The organism is Verrucomicrobiaceae bacterium (genome assembly GCA_016713035.1).
Classification (GTDB): Bacteria; Verrucomicrobiota; Verrucomicrobiia; order Verrucomicrobiales; family Verrucomicrobiaceae; genus Prosthecobacter.
In genome coordinates, this window is the sequence record JADJPW010000010.1 from 38,501 (window position 1) to 55,946 (window position 17,446).

Annotated in this window: 23 protein-coding genes and 2 pseudogenes; 3 read left to right on the forward strand and 22 right to left on the reverse strand. The window is 59.1% G+C overall.

Translation table 11 applies throughout. The features are described 5' to 3' along the window. The first annotated feature begins 80 nt into the window (after window positions 1-80). Both IPK32_23210 and IPK32_23215 read left to right on the forward strand, forming a co-directional pair. Window positions 81-1,529, forward strand: a complete 1,449-nt coding sequence (locus IPK32_23210; GenBank protein ID MBK8094794.1) for an ATP-binding protein — start codon at window positions 81-83, stop codon at window positions 1,527-1,529. A gap of 18 nt (window positions 1,530-1,547) precedes the next feature. After that, complete coding sequence (locus IPK32_23215; protein MBK8094795.1) at window positions 1,548-2,450, forward strand: aldo/keto reductase; 903 nt, start codon at window positions 1,548-1,550, stop codon at window positions 2,448-2,450. A 120-nt stretch (window positions 2,451-2,570) separates the two neighbouring features. Here the strand turns inward: IPK32_23215 and lepB are convergent, their stop codons facing one another. The 7 genes and pseudogenes from lepB to IPK32_23250 all read right to left on the reverse strand — a co-directional run bounded on the left by lepB (window position 2,571) and on the right by IPK32_23250 (window position 7,005). After that, a complete protein-coding gene (lepB, locus tag IPK32_23220; protein MBK8094796.1) occupies window positions 2,571-3,161 on the reverse strand; it encodes a signal peptidase I in 591 nt (196 codons plus the stop codon). Continuing rightward, complete coding sequence (locus tag IPK32_23225) at window positions 3,158-3,916, reverse strand: creatininase family protein (protein ID MBK8094797.1); 759 nt, start codon at window positions 3,914-3,916, stop codon at window positions 3,158-3,160. Before IPK32_23225 ends, lepB begins: the two co-directional genes overlap by 4 nt. 26 nt (window positions 3,917-3,942) lie before the next feature. After that, on the reverse strand, window positions 3,943-4,554 hold the full coding sequence (locus IPK32_23230; protein ID MBK8094798.1) for a hypothetical protein: 612 nt from the start codon (window positions 4,552-4,554) through the stop codon (window positions 3,943-3,945). Further along, window positions 4,520-4,855 carry a hypothetical protein gene (locus tag IPK32_23235; GenBank protein MBK8094799.1) on the reverse strand — a complete coding sequence of 112 codons (336 nt, stop codon included), beginning with the start codon at window positions 4,853-4,855 and terminating at the stop codon, window positions 4,520-4,522. Before IPK32_23235 ends, IPK32_23230 begins: the two co-directional genes overlap by 35 nt. Beyond that, the gene (locus IPK32_23240) at window positions 4,831-5,199 is read right to left on the reverse strand and encodes a hypothetical protein (GenBank protein MBK8094800.1); all 369 of its coding nucleotides are present in this window, start codon (window positions 5,197-5,199) and stop codon (window positions 4,831-4,833) included. Before IPK32_23240 ends, IPK32_23235 begins: the two co-directional genes overlap by 25 nt. Before the next feature lie 195 nt (window positions 5,200-5,394). Next, entirely contained in the window at window positions 5,395-5,958 is a 564-nt protein-coding gene (locus IPK32_23245; protein ID MBK8094801.1) for a hypothetical protein, read from the reverse strand. 159 nt (window positions 5,959-6,117) lie between these two features. Then, window positions 6,118-7,005 (reverse strand): annotated as a pseudogene (locus tag IPK32_23250) (sodium:solute symporter family protein). Between the two features lie 198 nt (window positions 7,006-7,203). Between IPK32_23250 and IPK32_23255 the strand changes: the two are divergent. Further along, window positions 7,204-7,440, forward strand: coding sequence for a ferredoxin (locus tag IPK32_23255; protein MBK8094802.1), 237 nt, complete (start codon window positions 7,204-7,206; stop codon window positions 7,438-7,440). A gap of 64 nt (window positions 7,441-7,504) precedes the next feature. On the opposite strand, the gene IPK32_23260 is transcribed toward IPK32_23255, so the two are convergent. The 15 genes and pseudogenes from IPK32_23260 to IPK32_23330 all read right to left on the reverse strand — a co-directional run bounded on the left by IPK32_23260 (window position 7,505) and on the right by IPK32_23330 (window position 16,191). Further along, window positions 7,505-8,500: a hypothetical protein gene (locus IPK32_23260; GenBank protein MBK8094803.1), complete on the reverse strand. Its 996-nt coding sequence runs from the start codon at window positions 8,498-8,500 to the stop codon at window positions 7,505-7,507. A 187-nt stretch (window positions 8,501-8,687) separates the two neighbouring features. Further along, window positions 8,688-8,996, reverse strand: coding sequence for a hypothetical protein (locus IPK32_23265; protein ID MBK8094804.1), 309 nt, complete (start codon window positions 8,994-8,996; stop codon window positions 8,688-8,690). Then, window positions 8,959-9,141, reverse strand: a complete 183-nt coding sequence (locus tag IPK32_23270; GenBank protein MBK8094805.1) for a hypothetical protein — start codon at window positions 9,139-9,141, stop codon at window positions 8,959-8,961. The genes IPK32_23265 and IPK32_23270 overlap by 38 nt, the downstream gene beginning before the upstream one ends. Before the next feature lie 126 nt (window positions 9,142-9,267). Further along, entirely contained in the window at window positions 9,268-10,122 is an 855-nt protein-coding gene (locus IPK32_23275; GenBank protein MBK8094806.1) for a hypothetical protein, read from the reverse strand. 174 nt (window positions 10,123-10,296) lie between these two features. Next, a complete protein-coding gene (locus IPK32_23280) occupies window positions 10,297-10,560 on the reverse strand; it encodes a hypothetical protein (GenBank protein ID MBK8094807.1) in 264 nt (87 codons plus the stop codon). Window positions 10,561-11,001: 441 nt separating this feature from the next. After that, window positions 11,002-11,489: pseudogene (locus tag IPK32_23285) on the reverse strand (biopolymer transporter ExbD). A 6-nt stretch (window positions 11,490-11,495) separates the two neighbouring features. Further along, window positions 11,496-11,873 (reverse strand): biopolymer transporter ExbD, encoded by a 378-nt coding sequence (locus IPK32_23290; protein MBK8094808.1) that lies wholly within the window; start codon window positions 11,871-11,873, stop codon window positions 11,496-11,498. Window positions 11,874-11,943: 70 nt separating this feature from the next. Beyond that, window positions 11,944-12,270, reverse strand: a complete 327-nt coding sequence (locus tag IPK32_23295; GenBank protein MBK8094809.1) for a hypothetical protein — start codon at window positions 12,268-12,270, stop codon at window positions 11,944-11,946. A 70-nt stretch (window positions 12,271-12,340) separates the two neighbouring features. Beyond that, window positions 12,341-13,246 (reverse strand): hypothetical protein, encoded by a 906-nt coding sequence (locus IPK32_23300; GenBank protein MBK8094810.1) that lies wholly within the window; start codon window positions 13,244-13,246, stop codon window positions 12,341-12,343. Window positions 13,247-13,309: 63 nt separating this feature from the next. After that, the gene (locus tag IPK32_23305; GenBank protein MBK8094811.1) at window positions 13,310-13,513 is read right to left on the reverse strand and encodes a hypothetical protein; all 204 of its coding nucleotides are present in this window, start codon (window positions 13,511-13,513) and stop codon (window positions 13,310-13,312) included. Window positions 13,514-13,965: 452 nt separating this feature from the next. Beyond that, window positions 13,966-14,118: a hypothetical protein gene (locus IPK32_23310; GenBank protein MBK8094812.1), complete on the reverse strand. Its 153-nt coding sequence runs from the start codon at window positions 14,116-14,118 to the stop codon at window positions 13,966-13,968. Between the two features lie 187 nt (window positions 14,119-14,305). After that, window positions 14,306-14,452, reverse strand: a complete 147-nt coding sequence (locus tag IPK32_23315) for a hypothetical protein (GenBank protein MBK8094813.1) — start codon at window positions 14,450-14,452, stop codon at window positions 14,306-14,308. After that, window positions 14,452-14,856: a hypothetical protein gene (locus IPK32_23320; GenBank protein ID MBK8094814.1), complete on the reverse strand. Its 405-nt coding sequence runs from the start codon at window positions 14,854-14,856 to the stop codon at window positions 14,452-14,454. Before IPK32_23320 ends, IPK32_23315 begins: the two co-directional genes overlap by 1 nt. A 675-nt stretch (window positions 14,857-15,531) precedes the next feature. Beyond that, window positions 15,532-15,729 (reverse strand): hypothetical protein, encoded by a 198-nt coding sequence (locus IPK32_23325; protein MBK8094815.1) that lies wholly within the window; start codon window positions 15,727-15,729, stop codon window positions 15,532-15,534. A gap of 315 nt (window positions 15,730-16,044) precedes the next feature. Beyond that, entirely contained in the window at window positions 16,045-16,191 is a 147-nt protein-coding gene (locus IPK32_23330) for a hypothetical protein (GenBank protein ID MBK8094816.1), read from the reverse strand. Window positions 16,192-17,446: the final 1,255 nt, after the last annotated feature.

Here is a 17,446-nt window from a genome sequence, read left to right on the forward strand (position 1 = left end):
TAATATACTCAATGAGTAACATGCAGGCTGATTCGCGGCCTGAATCATTGACAAGTGACGTATTGGGTATATTATCACGAATGCCAGTTATTTATCCAAATCCCACGCTGCCGCCGGTTTTGCCGCCTTTTGTGAACCGGCAGGAGGAGCTGGGCATCCTGGATGCCTTCACGGAGCGGCGTGGCTCGCAGTTCATCGTCGTCTATGGGCGGCGGCGTATCGGGAAAACGGCGTTGCTCATGCACTGGCTGGGCGGCAGGCCGGAGCGGCGATTGCGCGGCTTTTACTGGGTGGCGCACCGCAGCACGCCGGAGATTTTGCTGCGTGGCTTTTCGGAGGCGCTGGCCGCCTGCACGGGCGTGGCGGGAAAGCTGAGTTTTGCGAGCTGGGAGGAGGCGCTGGGGCAGATGTTCGCCCTGGCGAGGGAGGAGCCGCTGGTGGCGTGCATCGACGAGTTTCCGTATCTTTTGGAGAGCGTGCCCGGTCTGGCCTCGCTGGTGCAAAAAGTGTGGGACCAGCAAAAAGCCGGCTCGCAGCTCCGCCTGGTGCTCAGCGGCTCGCAGTATCACATGATGCACGAGCAGTTCTTCACGCCGCGCCAGCCGCTGTATGGCCGTGCCACGGCCTCGCTGCTGCTGCAGGAGGTGGCGGCGGCGCATCTGCCGCTGTTTTTGCCAAACTACAGCCCGGTGCAGATCGTGGAGACCTTCAGCGTGCTCGGCGGTGTGCCGAAGTACCTCGAAATGTGGGACGACAGCGTGCCGGTGCAGGAAAACATCCGCGAGCTGCTGCTCTCTCCCTCCACGCTGTTCCGGCATGAGGCGCTGTTTTTGATCCAGGATGAAATCAGCGAGCCACGCACCTACCTGGCCATCCTGGAGGCCATCGGCGGCGGTCTGCGCACGCCGGTGATGATCAGCAAATTCACCGGGCTAGCGATCACGCATGTGGGCAAGTATCTGCACACGCTGCTCGCTCTGCGCCTAGTGCGCCGCGTGCAGTCGGCGGAGGCACCACGGGCCGGACAGACACGCCTGAGCCGCTACGAGATCTGCGATCCGTTTTTGCGCTTCCACTTTGAGTTCATCCACCCGCACACCGGGCTGGTGGAGCGGAACATGATCACGGAGCACATGGCGCTCATCACGCCGCGTCTGGAGTCCTACGTGGGAAAAACGGGCTACGAAGAGCTGGCCCGCCGCCATGTGGAAAAGCAGACCGCGCAGGCGCAGATGCCGTTCCAGCCGGACACCATTGGTCGTGCGTGGACGCCGCGCTGTGAGGTGGATGTCTTTGCGCTGAACCGCCATGACGAGGCGGCGCTCTTCGGCGAATGCCGCTGGACCACGCGGAAGATGGATGTGCCGGTGCTGACGGAGTTGCGGGCCAAAGCGGACGACTTTCCGCGCCTGAAAAAGTGGAAGAAGCACTTCATCCTCTTCTGCCGTGCGGGTTTCACCGCAGAGCTCACGCGACAGGCGGAAAAAGACGGCGTGACACTCGTCGAAGGGCCGCTACTGAGTTGGTAAGCTCGTCTTTTTTATTCCATGACTCGTCACCGCATTTCTCCGAACGGCCCTGAATTCTCCCGCCTCATCTATGGCACCTGGCGCATCCTCGATGATGCAGATGCCGCCAACAAGACGCCGCAGGCACTGCTGAGCCGATTCAAAGCCTGTGCGGACATGGGTATCACCACGCTGGACACGGCGGAGATTTACGGCCTGTACCATGTCGAGGAGGCGATCGGCGGCGCATTGAAGCTCGACGGCGCTTTCCGCGACCAGATCGAGATCGTCACGAAGTGCGGCATCTACGTGCCCTGCGATTTTCACCCCGAGCGCAAAACGGCGCACTACAACCTCACCGCCGCACGCATCGTGAAGAGCTGTGAGAAATCCCTGCGCCTCATGGGCATCGACCATATCGACCTGCTGCTCGTGCATCGCCCGGATTGGCTCACCAGTGCGGATGAGACTGCCGCGGGCCTGAATCAACTGCTCAAAGCCGGTAAAATCCGCTCCGCAGGTGTCTCGAACTACAATGTGCATCAATTCGAGCTGCTGAACGCACGCATGGACCAGCCGCTGGTGACGAATCAGGTCGAATTCAGCCTCCTGCACATGGACCCCATCTACGACGGCGTTTTTGATCAATGTCAGCGCCAGCGCATCCTGCCCATGGCTTGGTCCCCGCTGGCCAAAGGCGATCTCATGAAGCACGAAGGCCTCCTGGCCAAAGCTGCCGAGCTCAGCGCCAAGTATGGCGGTGCCACGCTCGATCAGCTCGCCTACGCCTGGATCATGGCGCATCCGTCATGCCCGCTGCCGATCATCGGCACGAACAAGCTGGAGCGCATCCAGGCCTGCGTGAAATCCGCCGGAATCCAACTCGAGCGTGAAGACTGGTACTCCCTCTGGGTCGCGGCGAAGGGGCACGGGGTGCCGTGAATAGAGAGTGCTCGTTACCAGTTCATGCACCAACACGGAATCTCCGCGAACGGTTCCGCCGCCGCATTGAATTTTAACCGCGCCATCACTCTCGGTCTCAGCGCCATGTGGCGTTTCTGATTACGGCGCTATCTGGGGTTGGTTTTTCTCCGCTGTCGCTTGAGCGCGGATGAGGTGGAAGGCGTATTTCTGGAAGACGTTTTTCACAGGGAGAGGGCCCCAGTAGCGGGAATCAGAGCTGTTGCCGGAATTGTCGCCCATGACGAAGAGGTGCTCTTCAGGAACCTGGACGGTCTTTCCATTTTGAAGCAGCGCCATCGGTAGGTAGTGGATGTCAGCGCTGTCAAAATAGTCGGTCACGGGTTTGCCATTGATGTGGAGGGCGTCGCCACGGAATTCGAGCGTGTCACCAGGTAGGCCGACGACTCGCTTGATGTAAATCATAGGCTGCGTCTGAGTCTGAGGCATGAAGGCAGAGGCAATGCCAGCGGTGGTGAAAACAACAACGTCGCCCCTATGTGGTAAACCTCCGCAGATGGAAAAGGCCTCTGCGACGACACGATCGCCTTTCTGGATGAATGGGGCCATGCCATTCTGTGGCACATGGTAGATGCCGATCATGCCGGATAATCGCAGCGTGATGACACCCACGATGGCGGCTCCGCTGATGGCGCAAAAGCCCATGGCGACGATGAACAACCAGCGTTTCACCCTTCCCAGCTCCTTCCGTCCCAGGCGATGACGCGGTCGAGGAGGCTCACGATGGCGTCGGTGAAGGTTTGGAAGAGGATCTCGCCTTTTTCGGCGGTGGCGAGGCGTGGATCGCCGACGTGGCCGGGCTCGCTGCGGTCGGGCATGGTCCAGCCGCGTGTGGCGGGCTCGAAGGGGTTGCCAAAGGGCACTTCATGAGTCTTTGCGGGATCGCTGACGAGCTCTGGGCGCAGTCGCAGGACCATGCTGGTTTCCCATTCGCATGCGTGGCCCATGACACGCTGCTGGATGCTGGGATCACGCAGCCAGGGCTCTGCACCGAGATGCCAGTAGGTGGCGAAGAGGAGAAGCAGGTCCTTCCGCTGGCGGTGGCGCTGGCGTGTCTCGAAGACGGATTGTTTTCCAGGCACATCGTTGCCACCGTGGCCATTGATGAAGATGAGGCGGCGAAGGCCGTGGGCGATGAGGTTTTCTAGCAGGCCATTGAGCAGATCAAGATAGACGCGTGGCTCGGCGGAGAGAGTGCCGGGGAAGTCCATGTGGTGGTGGGAATTCCCCAGCCACATGAGCGGGGCGATGAGCACACGCGGGCCCATGCGCTGCTCCACGCGACGCATGAGCTCCTGGGTGAGCATGCTGTCGGTAAAGACCGGCATGTGCCGCCCATGCTGCTCCAAGGCGGCGAGTGGGAGGAGCACGGGGGTGTCGCGATCGAGGGCGTCGATCTCGTTCCACTTACAATCGGCGAGCTGCATGGCGCGGTGGAGAGTTTCGGTAGCTGTTACTTCAGCTCAGTGATGACAAAGGAGTGATCGACTGGGCGTAGCATGCGGCGCACGTTGGCGTCCTGCTTGGCGTGCTCGGAGGCGAGCTTTTGCTTCAGTTTTTCCAGCGCGGCGGCCAATTTTGGCTCTGCGGCGGCTTCTGCGGCGATGATACGCATGTGGGTGACGAGGCTCTTGATGAGCAGGGTCTCAAAGGCCTGTTTTTGGCCGATGGCGGCGACGAGGTCGGCGAAGGGGCGATCGAAGGGTGTTTTCTCAAATGCGGCGGTGAGGTTCACACCGGCTTCGAGCTGTTCGCGGGTGAATTCCTTGGTTTCGGTGCCCCAGGCGACTTTGGCCTTCGCGGCGGTCATGTGAGTGACTTTGAGCGTGAGGCGGTTCAGCTCTTCATTGAAGGCGGTGAAGGGGAGGATGCTGCGGGTGCCGTTGGCATCCTTTTTGTCGCCATCGAAGCAGAAGGGCCACTTGGTGCTGGCGAGTGTGACGGCGCCGCCAGTGCCTTTTTTGACTTCGTGACCAGCGGTGGTGGTGGTGGGGCCTTGCAGGTCGATGGTGATGGTGCCGATCTCGCCATCAAGGCCGAGGGCCTTCAAAAAGGCCTGCGCCATGAGGAGCCTGGCCGGAGGCCGCAGGGTGGAATCCATCTCCTCCAAAGGGGCCGTAGCCTTTGCCGAGGGCGGCTTTGGATTTCACCAGTGCTGCGATCATGGTGTCGTGCACATTGGCAAAGGGCTGCTGGTTCTCGGTGGCGAGTTTTTCGGCGATGCTGCGCAGTTGGGCGAGGTTTTCATTGTACACGCCGCCCTGGATGGTGGGGCGATTGAAGTAATCTGGATCGACGGCACCGGGGGAGCCGACGGCGATGTTTTGGACGCCGACCTTTTTCAGGCCTGCGATGACGGCACGCATGTTTTTTCATATTCGGCACCGATCTCGGGCACGTAGGCTTTGTAGCTGCCGTCGTTCATGCCGTAGCAAGTGGTGGCGACGTTGGGCTTAAAGACGGCGAGATCGTTCTCCAGCCGCGCGGCGAATCCGCCGGCCCGCTCGCCGCCCCAGCCGAACTGAAAGACGTGGATGTCACTGCGCCCGGAGCAGGCGAGGAGATAGGCCTCAATGAATTTGGAGTAGAGCTTCTGCTCCGTGATGCTGTCGCCGATGATGGCGACGCGTGCTTTTGGAGGGAGGGCGGTGGCAGCGCGGAGGGTAGCTGCGGTGACGACGAGGAGGCTGAGGAGCGTGAGGATGCGCATGGCGGGGCTTTTATCGCTGAATCTGGCGCAATCTGGCAAGATTTGTTTCGCCGCGAGTGCGCTGCCGTCATGTGTCACGCTGCTTTAGGCGTCGGAGCATCTCGCGGATGTCCCCCGCGCCTTTGATGGAGACGTAGAGAGTGACGGTGCTATACCAGAGTAGGCAGGCGAGTGTGAGGATGAACCAAAAAGTGGTCATAAGGCTTTGGCGGAGGGTTTGAGCAATGAACCGGCGATCATGCCGAGAGCTGCCGCGATGAAGGCGGCGATGCCCGCGGCATCTTTGCCGATGCTGGCGGCGAAGGCTGCTGTGGAGGGCATTTTCTCCAGTGTGAGATGTGCCACAGGCACGGCTGCACCGAGTAGGATGCCGCAGATGGCCCCCCAGTCATTCGCCCGCCGCCAGTAGCAGCAGGCGATGAGCAAGACGGACATGCTGCTGAGGTAAATGGAGCCTGTGAGCAGCAGGTACGACCAGACATTCCCCTCAATGTGATAAAACAGGCCAAAGATGAGCAGATAGAGGCCGATGAGGGCGACGATGCAGCGATTCCACCGAATGGCGCGGTCATCTGGCCATGGGCCACGGCGAAAGGGAGCGAGGATGTCATGGTAAATGACGCTGCCCCAACTGAGCATGTAGCTGGAGTTCGTGCTCATGTCCGCTGCGAGCATGGCGGCGATGAGTAGCCCCATGAGTCCTACGGGCAAAAAGGTGCTGAGAAAGCGCGGCATGGCTAGCAGGGAGGCATCAGCCATTTTTTCCTGTGCTCCTGCGGGTAGCGCTGCGGTCTCCTCGGTGCTGAGGGCGGCCAGTGGTGCTCCGACGGCGGAGGACTGGATTTTTTCTGCTACAGCGGCGGGGATGGCCGAGCGGTCTGCTGGAGAGAGCTCCTGGAGCGGTGCCCAGCCCGCTGCTGCGAGAGCGGCGATGCCCCAGATACCCGGCAGCAGAAAGCGGCATACGAAAAAGAAGCTGGTGCGGGTGTAGATGCGCTGACTGGTCTCACTATCCCGCGCAGAGAGGATGCGCACGATCACAGCCTGCCAAGTGAGTGCAGCAGCGGCATTGGCGATGAATTGATTCGCGAGAAAGGTCCAGCCCAGAGCTGGATTGGCCAGAGGACTGAAGCCGCCTGCTCCGTGGTGCCGCCGCACGGTGTCCACCAGGGTATTCCAGCCGATGTTTTTCAAAATGAGCGCACTCACGATGAGTAGCCCGGCGCTCATGACGATGAATTGCAGATAATCAGTGACTAGCACACTGAGCATGCCGCCGAGCACGGTGTAGATCACCACCATGAGCAGCAGCGCTGCCATGATGAGCGTGAGATGCACCAGATCGAAGCCCGCCACGGTACAGAGGAATTTCCCGCCGATCTGGAGGAACACGCCCATGTTTAGTAGCCCGCCTAGCACGATGACGATGCCGCTGAGCCAGCGCACCTTGCGGCCAAAGCGGCTCTCAAACATCTCTGGCAGTGTCATAGCTCCTGCTTGGCGCAGGGGCTTGATGCAGAATCCGCTCCAGCCGATGAGCAACATCGCCAATGCAGAGCACAGACCCGGCACCGCACCGCTGAAGCCCCTGTGTGTAGCCTGCCTGCGCCGGTACATGCAGGTGATGATGCCGAATTCTGTCGCGGCGAGTGAGGCGATCCCCAGGTGCAGATTCATCTCACGTCCGGCGACGAGGTAGTCCTCCAGTTTCCCGACGTAGCGCCGCATGGCGATGCCTGCGGCCATCGTGATGAGTAGGTACAGCCCCACGATGCTGCCGTCATAAAGCCAGTGAAAGTGCGTCATGGTAAAAAGAAGGAAAACAGGCCCCAAGGGCTGCTTTATGCCGCCAAGGCCGAAAAAGGACAAGATTTCCAGAATGGCGCAGCATTGGGCATTTTCGGCCTGCTGGAGTTCCGGGCTCATTTTGGGCTTAAAAAGCCATTGAAACAGCAGAGTCGGCCTCTACTGTCCACGCCCTCTCCAATCCTACCCCCTTCCTTTATGGCTGACGCAGCGAACAAATACTCCCAGAACGTGTCCGGCGCTTACTATGTGGACGATCAGTGCATCGACTGCGACCTCTGCCGTGAAACTGCTCCCGCGAACTTCAAACGCGATGACGACGGCGGTCACTCCTACCTTTTTAAGCAGCCTGAAAACGACGATGAAACGAAACTCTGCGAGGAAGCCCTCACTGGCTGCCCTGTCGAGGCCATCGGTCGTGACGGCGAAGGCTGATCCGAGGCTGTTTTTTGATCGCTCCCTCTGAGTGTGTGCCTCATCAAGGCATGCGCGGCTGAGTTTACTTGGTCTGACTGAGCACCAGCCAGCGTGGCTCGATCACCTCTTTGATCAGCAAGCATTGATCTGACTGTGCATTTTCTGGGTAGGCGACACGCATCGTGTAGCCATATAGTGCGCTACCAGCGGCGGTGCCAGCGAGCTGCGCAGAGAGCCAGCGCCCTAGCTCCGACTCGCGCTCGGCGAAGCCGTAGAGTGTGTCCACACCGTTCGGGCCGATCATTTTGACGCAGAGGTAGCGATTGCTGTCTGTGAACTCGTAGTTGTAGTACTCAAAGAGTCGCACAAAGGCGCGGATCATCACAGGCTCGATCGGGCGGCTTCGCTTCAGCTCGGCGAAGCTCTGTTCGCAGCGGCCGATGACGCTTTCCCAGTCAATAAGGAAGCTGCCTTTGTCTCCACGGCGCATGGCGATTTCGAGCAAGCCTGTGGTGCGCGTGCTCTTGTAGCTGAAGTAGAGAATCTCGTGTCCTTCAATGAGCAGGCGCTTTTTATCCAATAGCTCCCCGTGATCTGGGTCTAGCTCGTGATCGATTTCGTAATACTGGCGCATGTAGGGCTCTATCCGCCCGGCTTCGAAGACCAGTGGCAGGCGATCCTTCACATCCTTGGCTACCCAAAACTTCTCTAGCGCCTGCTCGGCCTCTTTAAAGTCAGGTGCGTCCATCTGCGGTGTCAGTTCTTTGGCGAGGGTAGCCTGTGGTACGCTGGATTTAGTCTCTGAATTGGCGACGTGTGGCGTCGTCTCGTTCAGACCTACGGGAGAAGTCTGCTCCATGTCATCGCTGAGGATGCCCGCATCAGCATCAAGGCCAAGTTTTTCCATCGCCCGAATTTTCGCTTCTTGTTGCTGTGCTCGCTCCAGGATCATCGTGCGGCGTTTGACCTCGTTGCCAAACCACTGCCAGCCAGCGACCAGACAGAGGATCAAACACACGCAGAGTGTCGCAGCCACGCCGATGAAGGCACGGTGGGGAGCTACAGAGCCGGTGGTCATGATGTTGAGGCGGAATTGATTCTGGGAATCGCAGGGAAGAGGGACGAGAACATGGCTTGGAATCTGCTCATTCTCAAGCAATTAGACTCTTTCATGCTTCGAGTGCGTGATGTGTTTTTACCCCCAGAAGCAAAACGGCCCGCGTTCGTGATAAACGCGGGCCGTGCTGGCAGAGAACTGATTCGGCTTATTTGTCGAAGAAGGACTGCTCTTCGGTATCCGCGACTTTGAGGTAACGGTAGTACACCTCGAGCTGGAGAGTGCAGAGGCACTGGCGGTAGATGTCATCTGCGGCGTCACCGGCTGCGTAGTTCGGGCGGCCACGCTTGAAGGAGCCGTCTGGCTGCGCTGCGGAGAGGATCTGGGGAAGGAATTGCTGATTATAGAACTTCCACTCTTCACCACCGACTTGGAAGAAGGCTTGGGTGTAGTAGTACCAGCAGTAGAGGTTGCAGTTCTTATTCCAATCGAGGGGCTCTGCGGCGAGGAAACTCATGGAGGAACTTGACAGCCTTCTTGGTGGAGGAGGATTTGTTCTTAGCCATGGTTTCGGTTGGCAGGATGCCGACGCCTGTGAGGGACCACTGATTGTAGTGGGCGTCGCGGTTGGCACCGCCGAAGCCGCCGTCTTTGGTTTGCATGCCTTCCATGTATTCCAGCATCTTTTGATACAGCCTTCGAGGCCGTCGATCTTGAGTTTGGTGTTTTTGGCGGCTTTGATGGCCTGGAACTGCCAGCCTACGACGGAGAGGTCATTCGCGCCTTTGTTATAGACGATTTTCTTTGCCACGTAGCCCCAGCCGCCTTTGGCGGACTGGTTTTCGATGATGATTTTGACGCCTTTTCAAAGGCCTCACGCATGCCGGGGAGGGGCTTGGCTCCGAGACGGGCCAGGGTGCCATCTCGCCGAGTGCGTAGGTGGCGATGCCGTGCTCATAGGTGCCTGCGCCGCCTTGCCCGCCGCCCTGCCAGCCTTCAGTGATGAGGCCGTGGGGATTCTTTTTGCTGAGCTCGATGAGGTAGTTGATGCCTTTGAGGACGGTGTCGCCGTAGAAGGGGCTTTCGGGAGTCTCGCAGCGACCGAGGAAGCAGAGGAGGGAGAGGCCGGTCATCGCGGCTTTGTTTCCACGGCCCCAGGAGCCATCGGCGTTCTGTTTGTTTTTGAGCCATTCGAGGGAGGCACTCACGACAGCTTCGCACTCAGGATTGCCGCCGGTTTGGCGGAGTTTTTCGAGACGCTCGGCTGGTGCGCAGCGGCTGCGCATGGAGGGAGGGAGTGCGGAGAAGCCGGAGGCTCCGCCGATGCCCATTCCTTTGCCGAAGCCACCGCCCATACCGCCGCCGCCGAAGCCGCCGCTGCTCATGGCACCGCCACCGACGGAGCTCATGGCATCCGGGATGTCGAGAGAGTCAGGTGGGGCCTCTGGGAGGGAAATCTCGGCATTCACGCTAGTGGTGACGATTTTCTTCATCGGCGTGGTTTTGCTGATGGAGGAGCGTTTTTTCTGCTGGACCTTGTGCTGGAGGTCCTGGCTGGCCTGCTGGCCCTGCTGGGTGCCGCCACCGGGGAGGAAATCGACCTGTTTTTCGACCATTTGATGGGCGACGACGATCAGGCCCATGGCGATAAGGATACCGGCATGGACAAGGATGGAGAAGCCGAGGGAGCCCGCTCGATTTTTTCCAAAGTGCGCATGAAGGCACTCTGCGGCTTGGATTCGAAGTGGTGGACGGCCTCTGGATGGAAAAGCTCCTCGGCAGGGATGGCGTGGACTTCCTCATGACCATGGGCGGAGTCATCGGCGATAGCGACGGCTGCGACGACGGGTGCTGGAGCCTGCACTGCGGTTGCGACTGGGGCAGCGGGTGCCTTTGGCGCGGGTGCGGCGGGTGCTGCAGGTGCCTTTGGCGTGGGTGCGGAGGGTGATTTCGGGTCGGGCCGCAGGTTTGCCAGTAGGGGCGGATGCTGGGGCGGCAGGGGCAGGCGTCGCAGGAGCGGCTGATGGCGCGGGAGGCGGCATGACGGCCGGCATCGGCATGGTGCTCGGAGGTGGCATCATGCCAGGGTGCATCGGATAGCCCTGGGGATAACCGGGCATCTGCGGGGGTAGCCGTAGCCTGGTGGCATACCAAGGGCATCTGCGGCGGATAGCCCTGGGGGTGGCATGGGAGAAGCCCTGCGGCGGCATGGGGATAGCCCTGGGGGGTAGCCCTGCTGTGGCATGGGATAGCCTTGGGGATAACCCTGGGGGTAGCCTTGCATTTGCGGTGGGTAGCCCTGCGGCGGCATGTATCCCGGTGGCATCATGGGCTGGGTCGCTCCAGGATGCTGCGGATAGCCGGGAGGTACTGCTCCTGGCTGCTGCGGTGGCTGCTGATTGGGGTCCGGATTACTCATAAAAGGATAGTCGTGCTGATGCGGGTTGCAGGGGAAACACTCGCGGGTTGGGCGTTTCTTGGGGTAAAAGAGAAACTTTTTTCAGTCCGGTGTTCAGGAATAATTAGAATCCAGCGTCGCTGCCGACGGTGAAGGTGACATTTGCGACCTTGGCGATGGCGAGGGAGTTCAGCACGTCGATGACGCGCTCGTATTTGGCCTGCTCCTCAGCCTCGATGGTGACGATGACTTTGGCGTTGCGGTTGTCAGCCTCCTGTTTCAGGCGCTTGAGCGTCGCGGTCATGTTGGGAGCTTGTCGGCTCGGGCGGGACGGGGCGGGCAGGGGAGGATTGTCGAATTCCTCTTCGTTCATGAGGACGATGCCGGATTCCTCGATGTTGATGATGATTTCATCAGGCATCTCCGTGGGGCATCGGCGCTGGCGGGGCTATGCCTGGGAGCTGGCTTTGGGCTCCATTTCTTTCTTCTGGGAGCCAGCCATGACCATGAAGAAGAGCATGATGACGAAGACGACGTCGATCATGGGGGCGATCTGAAGCCGAGAGCACCACTATCGTGCTCGATCTGGCGGTGTTTTCCGGGGGCGGACATGGATTTTTACTGGTTGAGGGCTGAAAAGGAAATGTCGTCGATGCCGGCCTGGGCGACCATGGCCATGACGCGTTGGATTTCGACGGCGGGGAGGGCTTTATCACCGCGGATGATGACGCGGTAGGTGGGGACTTTTTCTTTGTAGCCGCGCAGGATGTCAGATAGGGAGTCGAGCTCTGCAAAGGGCTTGTCCTGATACATGATGACCGACTGCTGGCGTTTGTTATCCCAGCGGACGTTGACGATGGCCTCGTTCGTCATGTCCTTCTCCTTCTTTTTAGCCGCACCAGCGATGGGCGGAGTGATCTCCTTGTCGATCTTGGCCACCTGAGAGGAGGTGATCGACATGAAGAAGATGAGTAGTACGAGGAGAACGTCAATCATCGGAGCGATTTGAAACTCCGGTTCGCCTGATTCCATGCTGCCGCCGCCGCCGCCCATATTGGTATAAAAGTTAGTGGTTTAAAAAGTGAGAGATAAATGGGGAGCGGTGGTTCTGAGGCCACCGCCCCCGCTCGTTGAATACTAAAAGATCAAACTCAGGCTGCCGCAGGTGTCGCGGGTGTTCACCACCACCTGCGACCCAGTTTGGCACAGCGGCGTAGAATTCTTCCTCGCCGACGTGGGCACCTTTCAGGTGATCATAAGGCATTTTGCGGAAGAGGGCGGAGACGACTTCTTGGAGCACGCCCATGCCGCCCTGGAGGCGGTTACGCAGGAAGTAGAACACGAGGAAGGCAGGAACGGCGATGACCAGACCCGTGGCAGTAGCGACGAGCACCTCACCGATGTGGCCAAGAGAGCACCCACGTCGGAGGCACCAGATTTGCCCAACTCGGCGAACGCGCCTTTCATACCAGCCACCGCCGATCAGACCGATCATGGGGAGTGCAGACCCCGATAACGGAGAGGTAGTTGATGCGGGTCTGGATGGTGGCGTTGACTTTATTGATCTCGCTGAACATCGCGGCGTCCACGGCATCGTGGCCGTCACCGGCGAAGCTGAGGCAGACGCGAGAGACGTCACTAAAGGGGGAGGCATTGCTCTTGGCGAACTGGTAGGCTCCGACGTAGTCACCACCACGGAAGAGGTCCTGCATTTGGGCGACTTGGGCTGGAGGAGCCACTTTCTTGGCACCGGTGCGGCCCCAGAGATCCACAGTGAGCCAGACCATGACGATCGAGCAGATGAGCAGCGGTATACGACCCAACCACCCTGGACGAAGAGCGTGATGAGGAGTCTCCTTCTGGATGTGCCTCAGCGGCGGCTGCCCGGCAGCCTCCTGGGCGGAGGCGAGACCGGTCATGGCTGTGAGGGCCAGAAGTGGGAGGTAGCGGACGAGGCTGTGACGGTGGGGGCTGGTCATGGTATTAGCAGGGTGGAGGTGCATCATGGGGTATTGGTTGGAAAATGTGGAGCTATTTTTTCGCTTCGGTGCTGGATTTCGCGGCATCTGCGGCTGGGGCGGGGCCGCGGCGGGCTTTGCGGCGTCTGGGGGGGCTTTGTTCAGCGGCAGGTTTTGCGCCTTCAGCAGGCTTTTCGCCCTCTTTGGCATCGCCTTCTTTCTTGGCGGGTTTCTTGATCTTCCATTTTTCATGCCAGCGATGGAGGCTTTCTCCTTGGTGGCACGCTCGGCGATCTGGGAGCCGGGGTAGCTTTCGATCAGGCGGCTGAAAAGGATGCTGGCGTCTTCGTAGCGCTTCATTTTGACCAGCATGGTGGCGGCCTGGAGCTCTGCCTCCGGCACACGCTGCACCTGGGAGCCGTAAAAGACGGGATGCGCAGGTAGGCGAGCAGGGCTTTTCCCACTCTTTCTTCTTCACATGCACATCGGCGATGATGTTCCAGATGGAGGCTCCGATGGCGCTGTCATCGGTCCTCTTTGAGATGCCTCTGCCTCGCTGACGATGGTGATGTAGTCGCTGGTGGTCTGGCGGTCGATATCGAGCTGGATGATGCGCAGACGCATCTTGGGCATCGGTGAGTCTTCAGCAAGCGTGCAGAGGGCATGAGCTTGATCCACATCATCGAATTTTCCGCCGCTGTTGAGGGCCTCGATGTAGGCGAAAAGATGTCCACATACAGTTTCCTTCGACTTCCTGGAAGTGCTCCAAAGAAGGGCCTTGCCCCTTCGCCAGCACGGCGATGGCCTCTTCTTCGACTTTGCCTTTGGCGAGGAGATCGGACGGATCGGTCAATTCTGCCGGGTATGGCCACCCAGGGATTCGATATTGGCCCGCATGATTTCGGAGGTGGCTGTGGCCTCGCCGATCTCGGTGGTGCGGGTGATTTTCCCCCTCGAGTGACGGAGAACTCATTGGCGAAGACTTTACTGCCATCCTTCAGCACGATGGCCTGCGCAGAGGCAGAGCCTGCCGCGAGGAGGCTGAGGACGGAGACTGTGAAAATGGCGAGGAGGCGCTCATCGGTCAAAAAAGGGGCAAAAAAAAGTGGCTTTAGGGTCGTTGAGGCGGTTTAGAGCGTGGAGAGGAGTTTATCGATCTCTTTCATTTCGGGCAGTTCCTGGAAGTCTTTGCGGTTTTTGGCCTCCTGGAGGGTATTTCGGGCCTCCTCCTTCTTGTTGAAGGCGATGAAGGACTTTGCGGAGCCGACGTAGGCGAGGAGCATTTTGCGTTCCAGCGCTGATGGGCCAAAAGACACGCTGATAGGGTGGCGATGGCGGCCTCGTGCTTATTCGTCCAGCTTCGATGTCGCCGAGCATGCGCAGGGCATTGGCAGTGCGGCTCACCGCGCCATTCCTTTGTCTGGGCGATCTGTTCGTAGAGCTTCTCCGCATCGTCATACTTTTTTGAGCTTAAAGGTTGGCCTTCCGCGAAGTTGCCCTGCGTGGCCTGGAGGATGTAAGCACTGCCTTGGTATCGCTGGCGGCTTTGAAGAGTTCCAGCGCCTTGTCGTTGTGGCCTTTTTCGTATTCGATTTCTGCGAGGCAGACAGGAACCATCAGAGTATTCGGTGTCTTTGAAGAGGGTCACAGGCGGACGTGTAGCAGGCCGTAGCCCTTGTCGAAGTCGCCCTCGGCGTATTGTCACCCACGGTAGCCAGTAGTATCGGGCTGAGGTCGATGGGGTTGGCCACTTCGACGAGGATGTTGAAAAACTTACTCTCCTCGTCCGCGAGCTTCTTTTCGCCAGCTGCCGGTCTTGGCAAAGAGGATAGCGGCATCTGCGAGGTGCCGTTGTTGTTCTTTTGGCGGGGCGAGGAGGTCTTCGAGCTTCTTTCCACTTCCTCGAAGGGCTGCTCATACTCGCGCACGCGGGGCCGGCTGCCGCTGCGGGGCTGGCGCGGGCTCGGCGGCTTCGCGGGGCGGGCATCGGTGGCAGCGGCGGCTGCTGCCGGGGCGGGCACGGCGGCGCTTCAGGCGACGACTTCCACGAGCCTGCCGGATGAGGCCTCGACCTGCTGATTGGCAGGGTTGGAGATGTTGTTCGCTGCATGCTCGAGAGCAGTTTTCGGCCCCTGGGCTTCCTGGTCCTTGATGTGCGAGCGGTTGATCCACAGGATCGCCTTGAGGATTGGCCCTCGTTATTCTTCGTGGGTGTTGTAGTATTTTTGCCACATGTCCGGCGAGTTTCTTCCACTCATTTGATCCGAACAAGTGCAGAGGCCGGTCACTTGGTCCAGGGCGTAATTGGCACGTCATCGGTCTTGGCCTTGTCCTAGCGAGTCCCGAACTGCTCCATCGCCTTCTCCCAGTCATTCTTCTGGTTGTAGATGTCACCCATCAGCGCATGCAATTCCGGCCCGATGTTTTGATCATTCGGGTGCTCTGAGCGAGTTTGATCAGGCCTCCAGCGCATTGTCTTTTTGCCTTCCTGAAGGTGATGATGTCAAGCGATACTGCATCGCAGATGTAGAGTTTTGGGGTTGGCCTCCCGATGTAGTTTTCGAGGGCCTTCATGACGTTCTTGTACATCGTTCTGGTAGAAGTAGCTCAGAGCGATGCGGTATAGAGCCTCATCTTTATAGAGCGCTGTCTTTATTCTCTGCGATGAGGACTCCAGCAGGGGCGCGGTCCCTGAGTCAAAGCGCTGCAATCCGAAGAGCACGATGCCATTCGAGGAAGCGCAGACGCTCTTTGTCTGCTTTCGGGAAGTTCGCTTTGTTGAAGGCGGTATTCGCTTCTTCGAGCTTGGCCATTCTGGTAGGCGAGCCTGCGCATATCTCGGAGAGATAGCAAATCTGATCGCTATCAGGGAAGGTGTCGATGAACTTACGCACAGCTCACGGGCCTCTTTGATGCGCTTGAGGTTCGCATTGACCATGATGAGGCCAGACATGGCATTTATCACGCTGGGGGAATTCTTGTAGTCATCCACGATGGTGTTGAAGGCCAGGATGGATCGCCAGAGGCGGCTCGGGTCACCGGGCTGGCTCCTCAGCAGGAGGCTGGCCCATCTCAAAGTAGCTACTGGCCCAGGCGGTAGTAGAGGGAGGCATCGCAATCCGAGCGCTTCTCGATCTCGGCGAGGATGTCTTGTTGGCCCTGGAGCTTGGTCTCCAATTCCACCTTCTGATCACCTGCTTTGGTGACTTTTAGACGAGCTTCAGATTTTCGCGAACCTGTTCCTTCTGAATGCGGCTGATCTCACTCTTGCGGCGAACGAGTGGTAGGCGGCCAGCGCTTCCCTGAATGCCTTTCTCCATCATCTCATCCCCGAGCTGGAGGTAGATGTTGTTCATCTGGGCGATATTGTTTGCCGCCGGAGGCAAAGTTGCGCACCTTGTCCATCAGGGCGCTGGCCTCTTTCGAGCTTCCCGGTGCTCACATAGAGCTGGGAGGCCATCACGGCAGCCTGATCTGACTCAGGGCTACGACACCATCCGCCACCACTGCGCTGAGGATCGCAGCGCCTCGTCCAGCTTGTTCTCCGTCTCCTGTAATAATCAGCGATGACCAGACCTGCCCCGCCTTTTTCTCGGGGACTTGCTGACGACTTCTTTCAGCGTCTCCACGCCTTTATCGCCCTGCTTGCTCTTGATGCGGCTGCGGCCCAGGGCCAGGCACGTCGATGATGCTCACCCTCGGGGAACTCCTTTAGATAAGTCTCCAGGAGCCTCGGATCGCCTTTCGCGTAGTCATTGAGATTGAAGTAGCAGGCACCTGCGCGTAGAGGATGCCCTCAAAGGGCTTGTTGTTCAGATTCTTTCTTCCTCCCCATTAGGGCGCATTTTGGAGAGCGCCCGATACTTGGCTCCAGTCGAAGAGTTTCACCGCTTCGTTCATCAATTAGCTGTCGGTCTCATCCGCTTTGTTCAGTGCCGCCAGGGAGCGTGGCGGGGGCACCACAGTGCCGCTGGTGGTGCTCCAGGCGCGGGCCGGTGGCGAGTAGGGGCTGGCCGACGGCACTTGCTGAGGCTCGTGACGGCGAGAACGCGAGGGTGAGGCGTGGTCTTCATACGTGGAATTGAGGGAGATTAATAGGGGGAAGGGAACTTTAACCGACTGCTAATGAGCGCGGGAACGCCCTTGTTCTACAACTGGGAATCGGGAGGCCGAGACAGCAGTGAGGTCTTTTGTCACTTAAAAATGCTGAAGGATCGAAGAAGGGCTGCTTCAATATGCTCATCTAGGGCAATTTAAGAGGCCGGACCCGCTCGGCACACGTTACAAATTTCCTCCCATCCGCCATCACGCGTGGAATTCCAGTGCGCATCATCCACTATTTTTGGCAAACCCGGCATTGGTGAAGGCTGCCCCCCCCAGGAGCCTGCGCCCACTGGTGCTGCCTCGATCCGCCACCTTCTTGTGGCGTAGGCGTTATCCAAATAAAATCGGCCGAAGGCGACCGGGAGTTCGGCGTCCTGGGATCCACCAGCAGCCGGGTAAAGTTCTCCACACTGAAAGGCGTGAATCCCCACTGCACTGACCAGGCGATCCATTCACCCTTGCCGGAAGGATGAAAAGCAGCAGCAGTTCCTCATTCGGATACAGCAC

Excerpts from the sequence above, each read along its gene's own strand:
- IPK32_23210 (MBK8094794.1), top strand. The coding sequence starts at position 81 with ATGCCAGTTATTTATCCAAATCCCACGCTGCCGCCGGTTTTGCCGCCT.
- IPK32_23215 (MBK8094795.1), top strand. The coding sequence starts at position 1,548 with ATGACTCGTCACCGCATTTCTCCGAACGGCCCTGAATTCTCCCGCCTC.
- IPK32_23225 (MBK8094797.1), bottom strand. The coding sequence starts at position 3,916 with ATGCAGCTCGCCGATTGTAAGTGGAACGAGATCGACGCCCTCGATCGC.
- IPK32_23230 (MBK8094798.1), bottom strand. The coding sequence starts at position 4,554 with ATGGCGCAGGCCTTTTTGAAGGCCCTCGGCCTTGATGGCGAGATCGGC.
- IPK32_23235 (MBK8094799.1), bottom strand. The coding sequence starts at position 4,855 with ATGCGTGCCGTCATCGCAGGCCTGAAAAAGGTCGGCGTCCAAAACATC.
- IPK32_23240 (MBK8094800.1), bottom strand. The coding sequence starts at position 5,199 with ATGCGCATCCTCACGCTCCTCAGCCTCCTCGTCGTCACCGCAGCTACC.
- IPK32_23245 (MBK8094801.1), bottom strand. The coding sequence starts at position 5,958 with ATGGCTGATGCCTCCCTGCTAGCCATGCCGCGCTTTCTCAGCACCTTT.
- IPK32_23255 (MBK8094802.1), top strand. The coding sequence starts at position 7,204 with ATGGCTGACGCAGCGAACAAATACTCCCAGAACGTGTCCGGCGCTTAC.
- IPK32_23260 (MBK8094803.1), bottom strand. The coding sequence starts at position 8,500 with ATGACCACCGGCTCTGTAGCTCCCCACCGTGCCTTCATCGGCGTGGCT.
- IPK32_23265 (MBK8094804.1), bottom strand. The coding sequence starts at position 8,996 with ATGAGTTTCCTCGCCGCAGAGCCCCTCGATTGGAATAAGAACTGCAAC.
- IPK32_23270 (MBK8094805.1), bottom strand. The coding sequence starts at position 9,141 with ATGCAAACCAAAGACGGCGGCTTCGGCGGTGCCAACCGCGACGCCCAC.
- IPK32_23275 (MBK8094806.1), bottom strand. The coding sequence starts at position 10,122 with ATGGGCCTGATCGTCGTCGCCCATCAAATGGTCGAAAAACAGGTCGAT.
- IPK32_23280 (MBK8094807.1), bottom strand. The coding sequence starts at position 10,560 with ATGATGCCACCTCCGAGCACCATGCCGATGCCGGCCGTCATGCCGCCT.
- IPK32_23290 (MBK8094808.1), bottom strand. The coding sequence starts at position 11,873 with ATGATTGACGTTCTCCTCGTACTACTCATCTTCTTCATGTCGATCACC.
- IPK32_23310 (MBK8094812.1), bottom strand. The coding sequence starts at position 14,118 with ATGCTCCTCGCCTACGTCGGCTCCGCAAAGTCCTTCATCGCCTTCAAC.
- IPK32_23315 (MBK8094813.1), bottom strand. The coding sequence starts at position 14,452 with ATGGTTCCTGTCTGCCTCGCAGAAATCGAATACGAAAAAGGCCACAAC.
- IPK32_23330 (MBK8094816.1), bottom strand. The coding sequence starts at position 16,191 with ATGAACAACATCTACCTCCAGCTCGGGGATGAGATGATGGAGAAAGGC.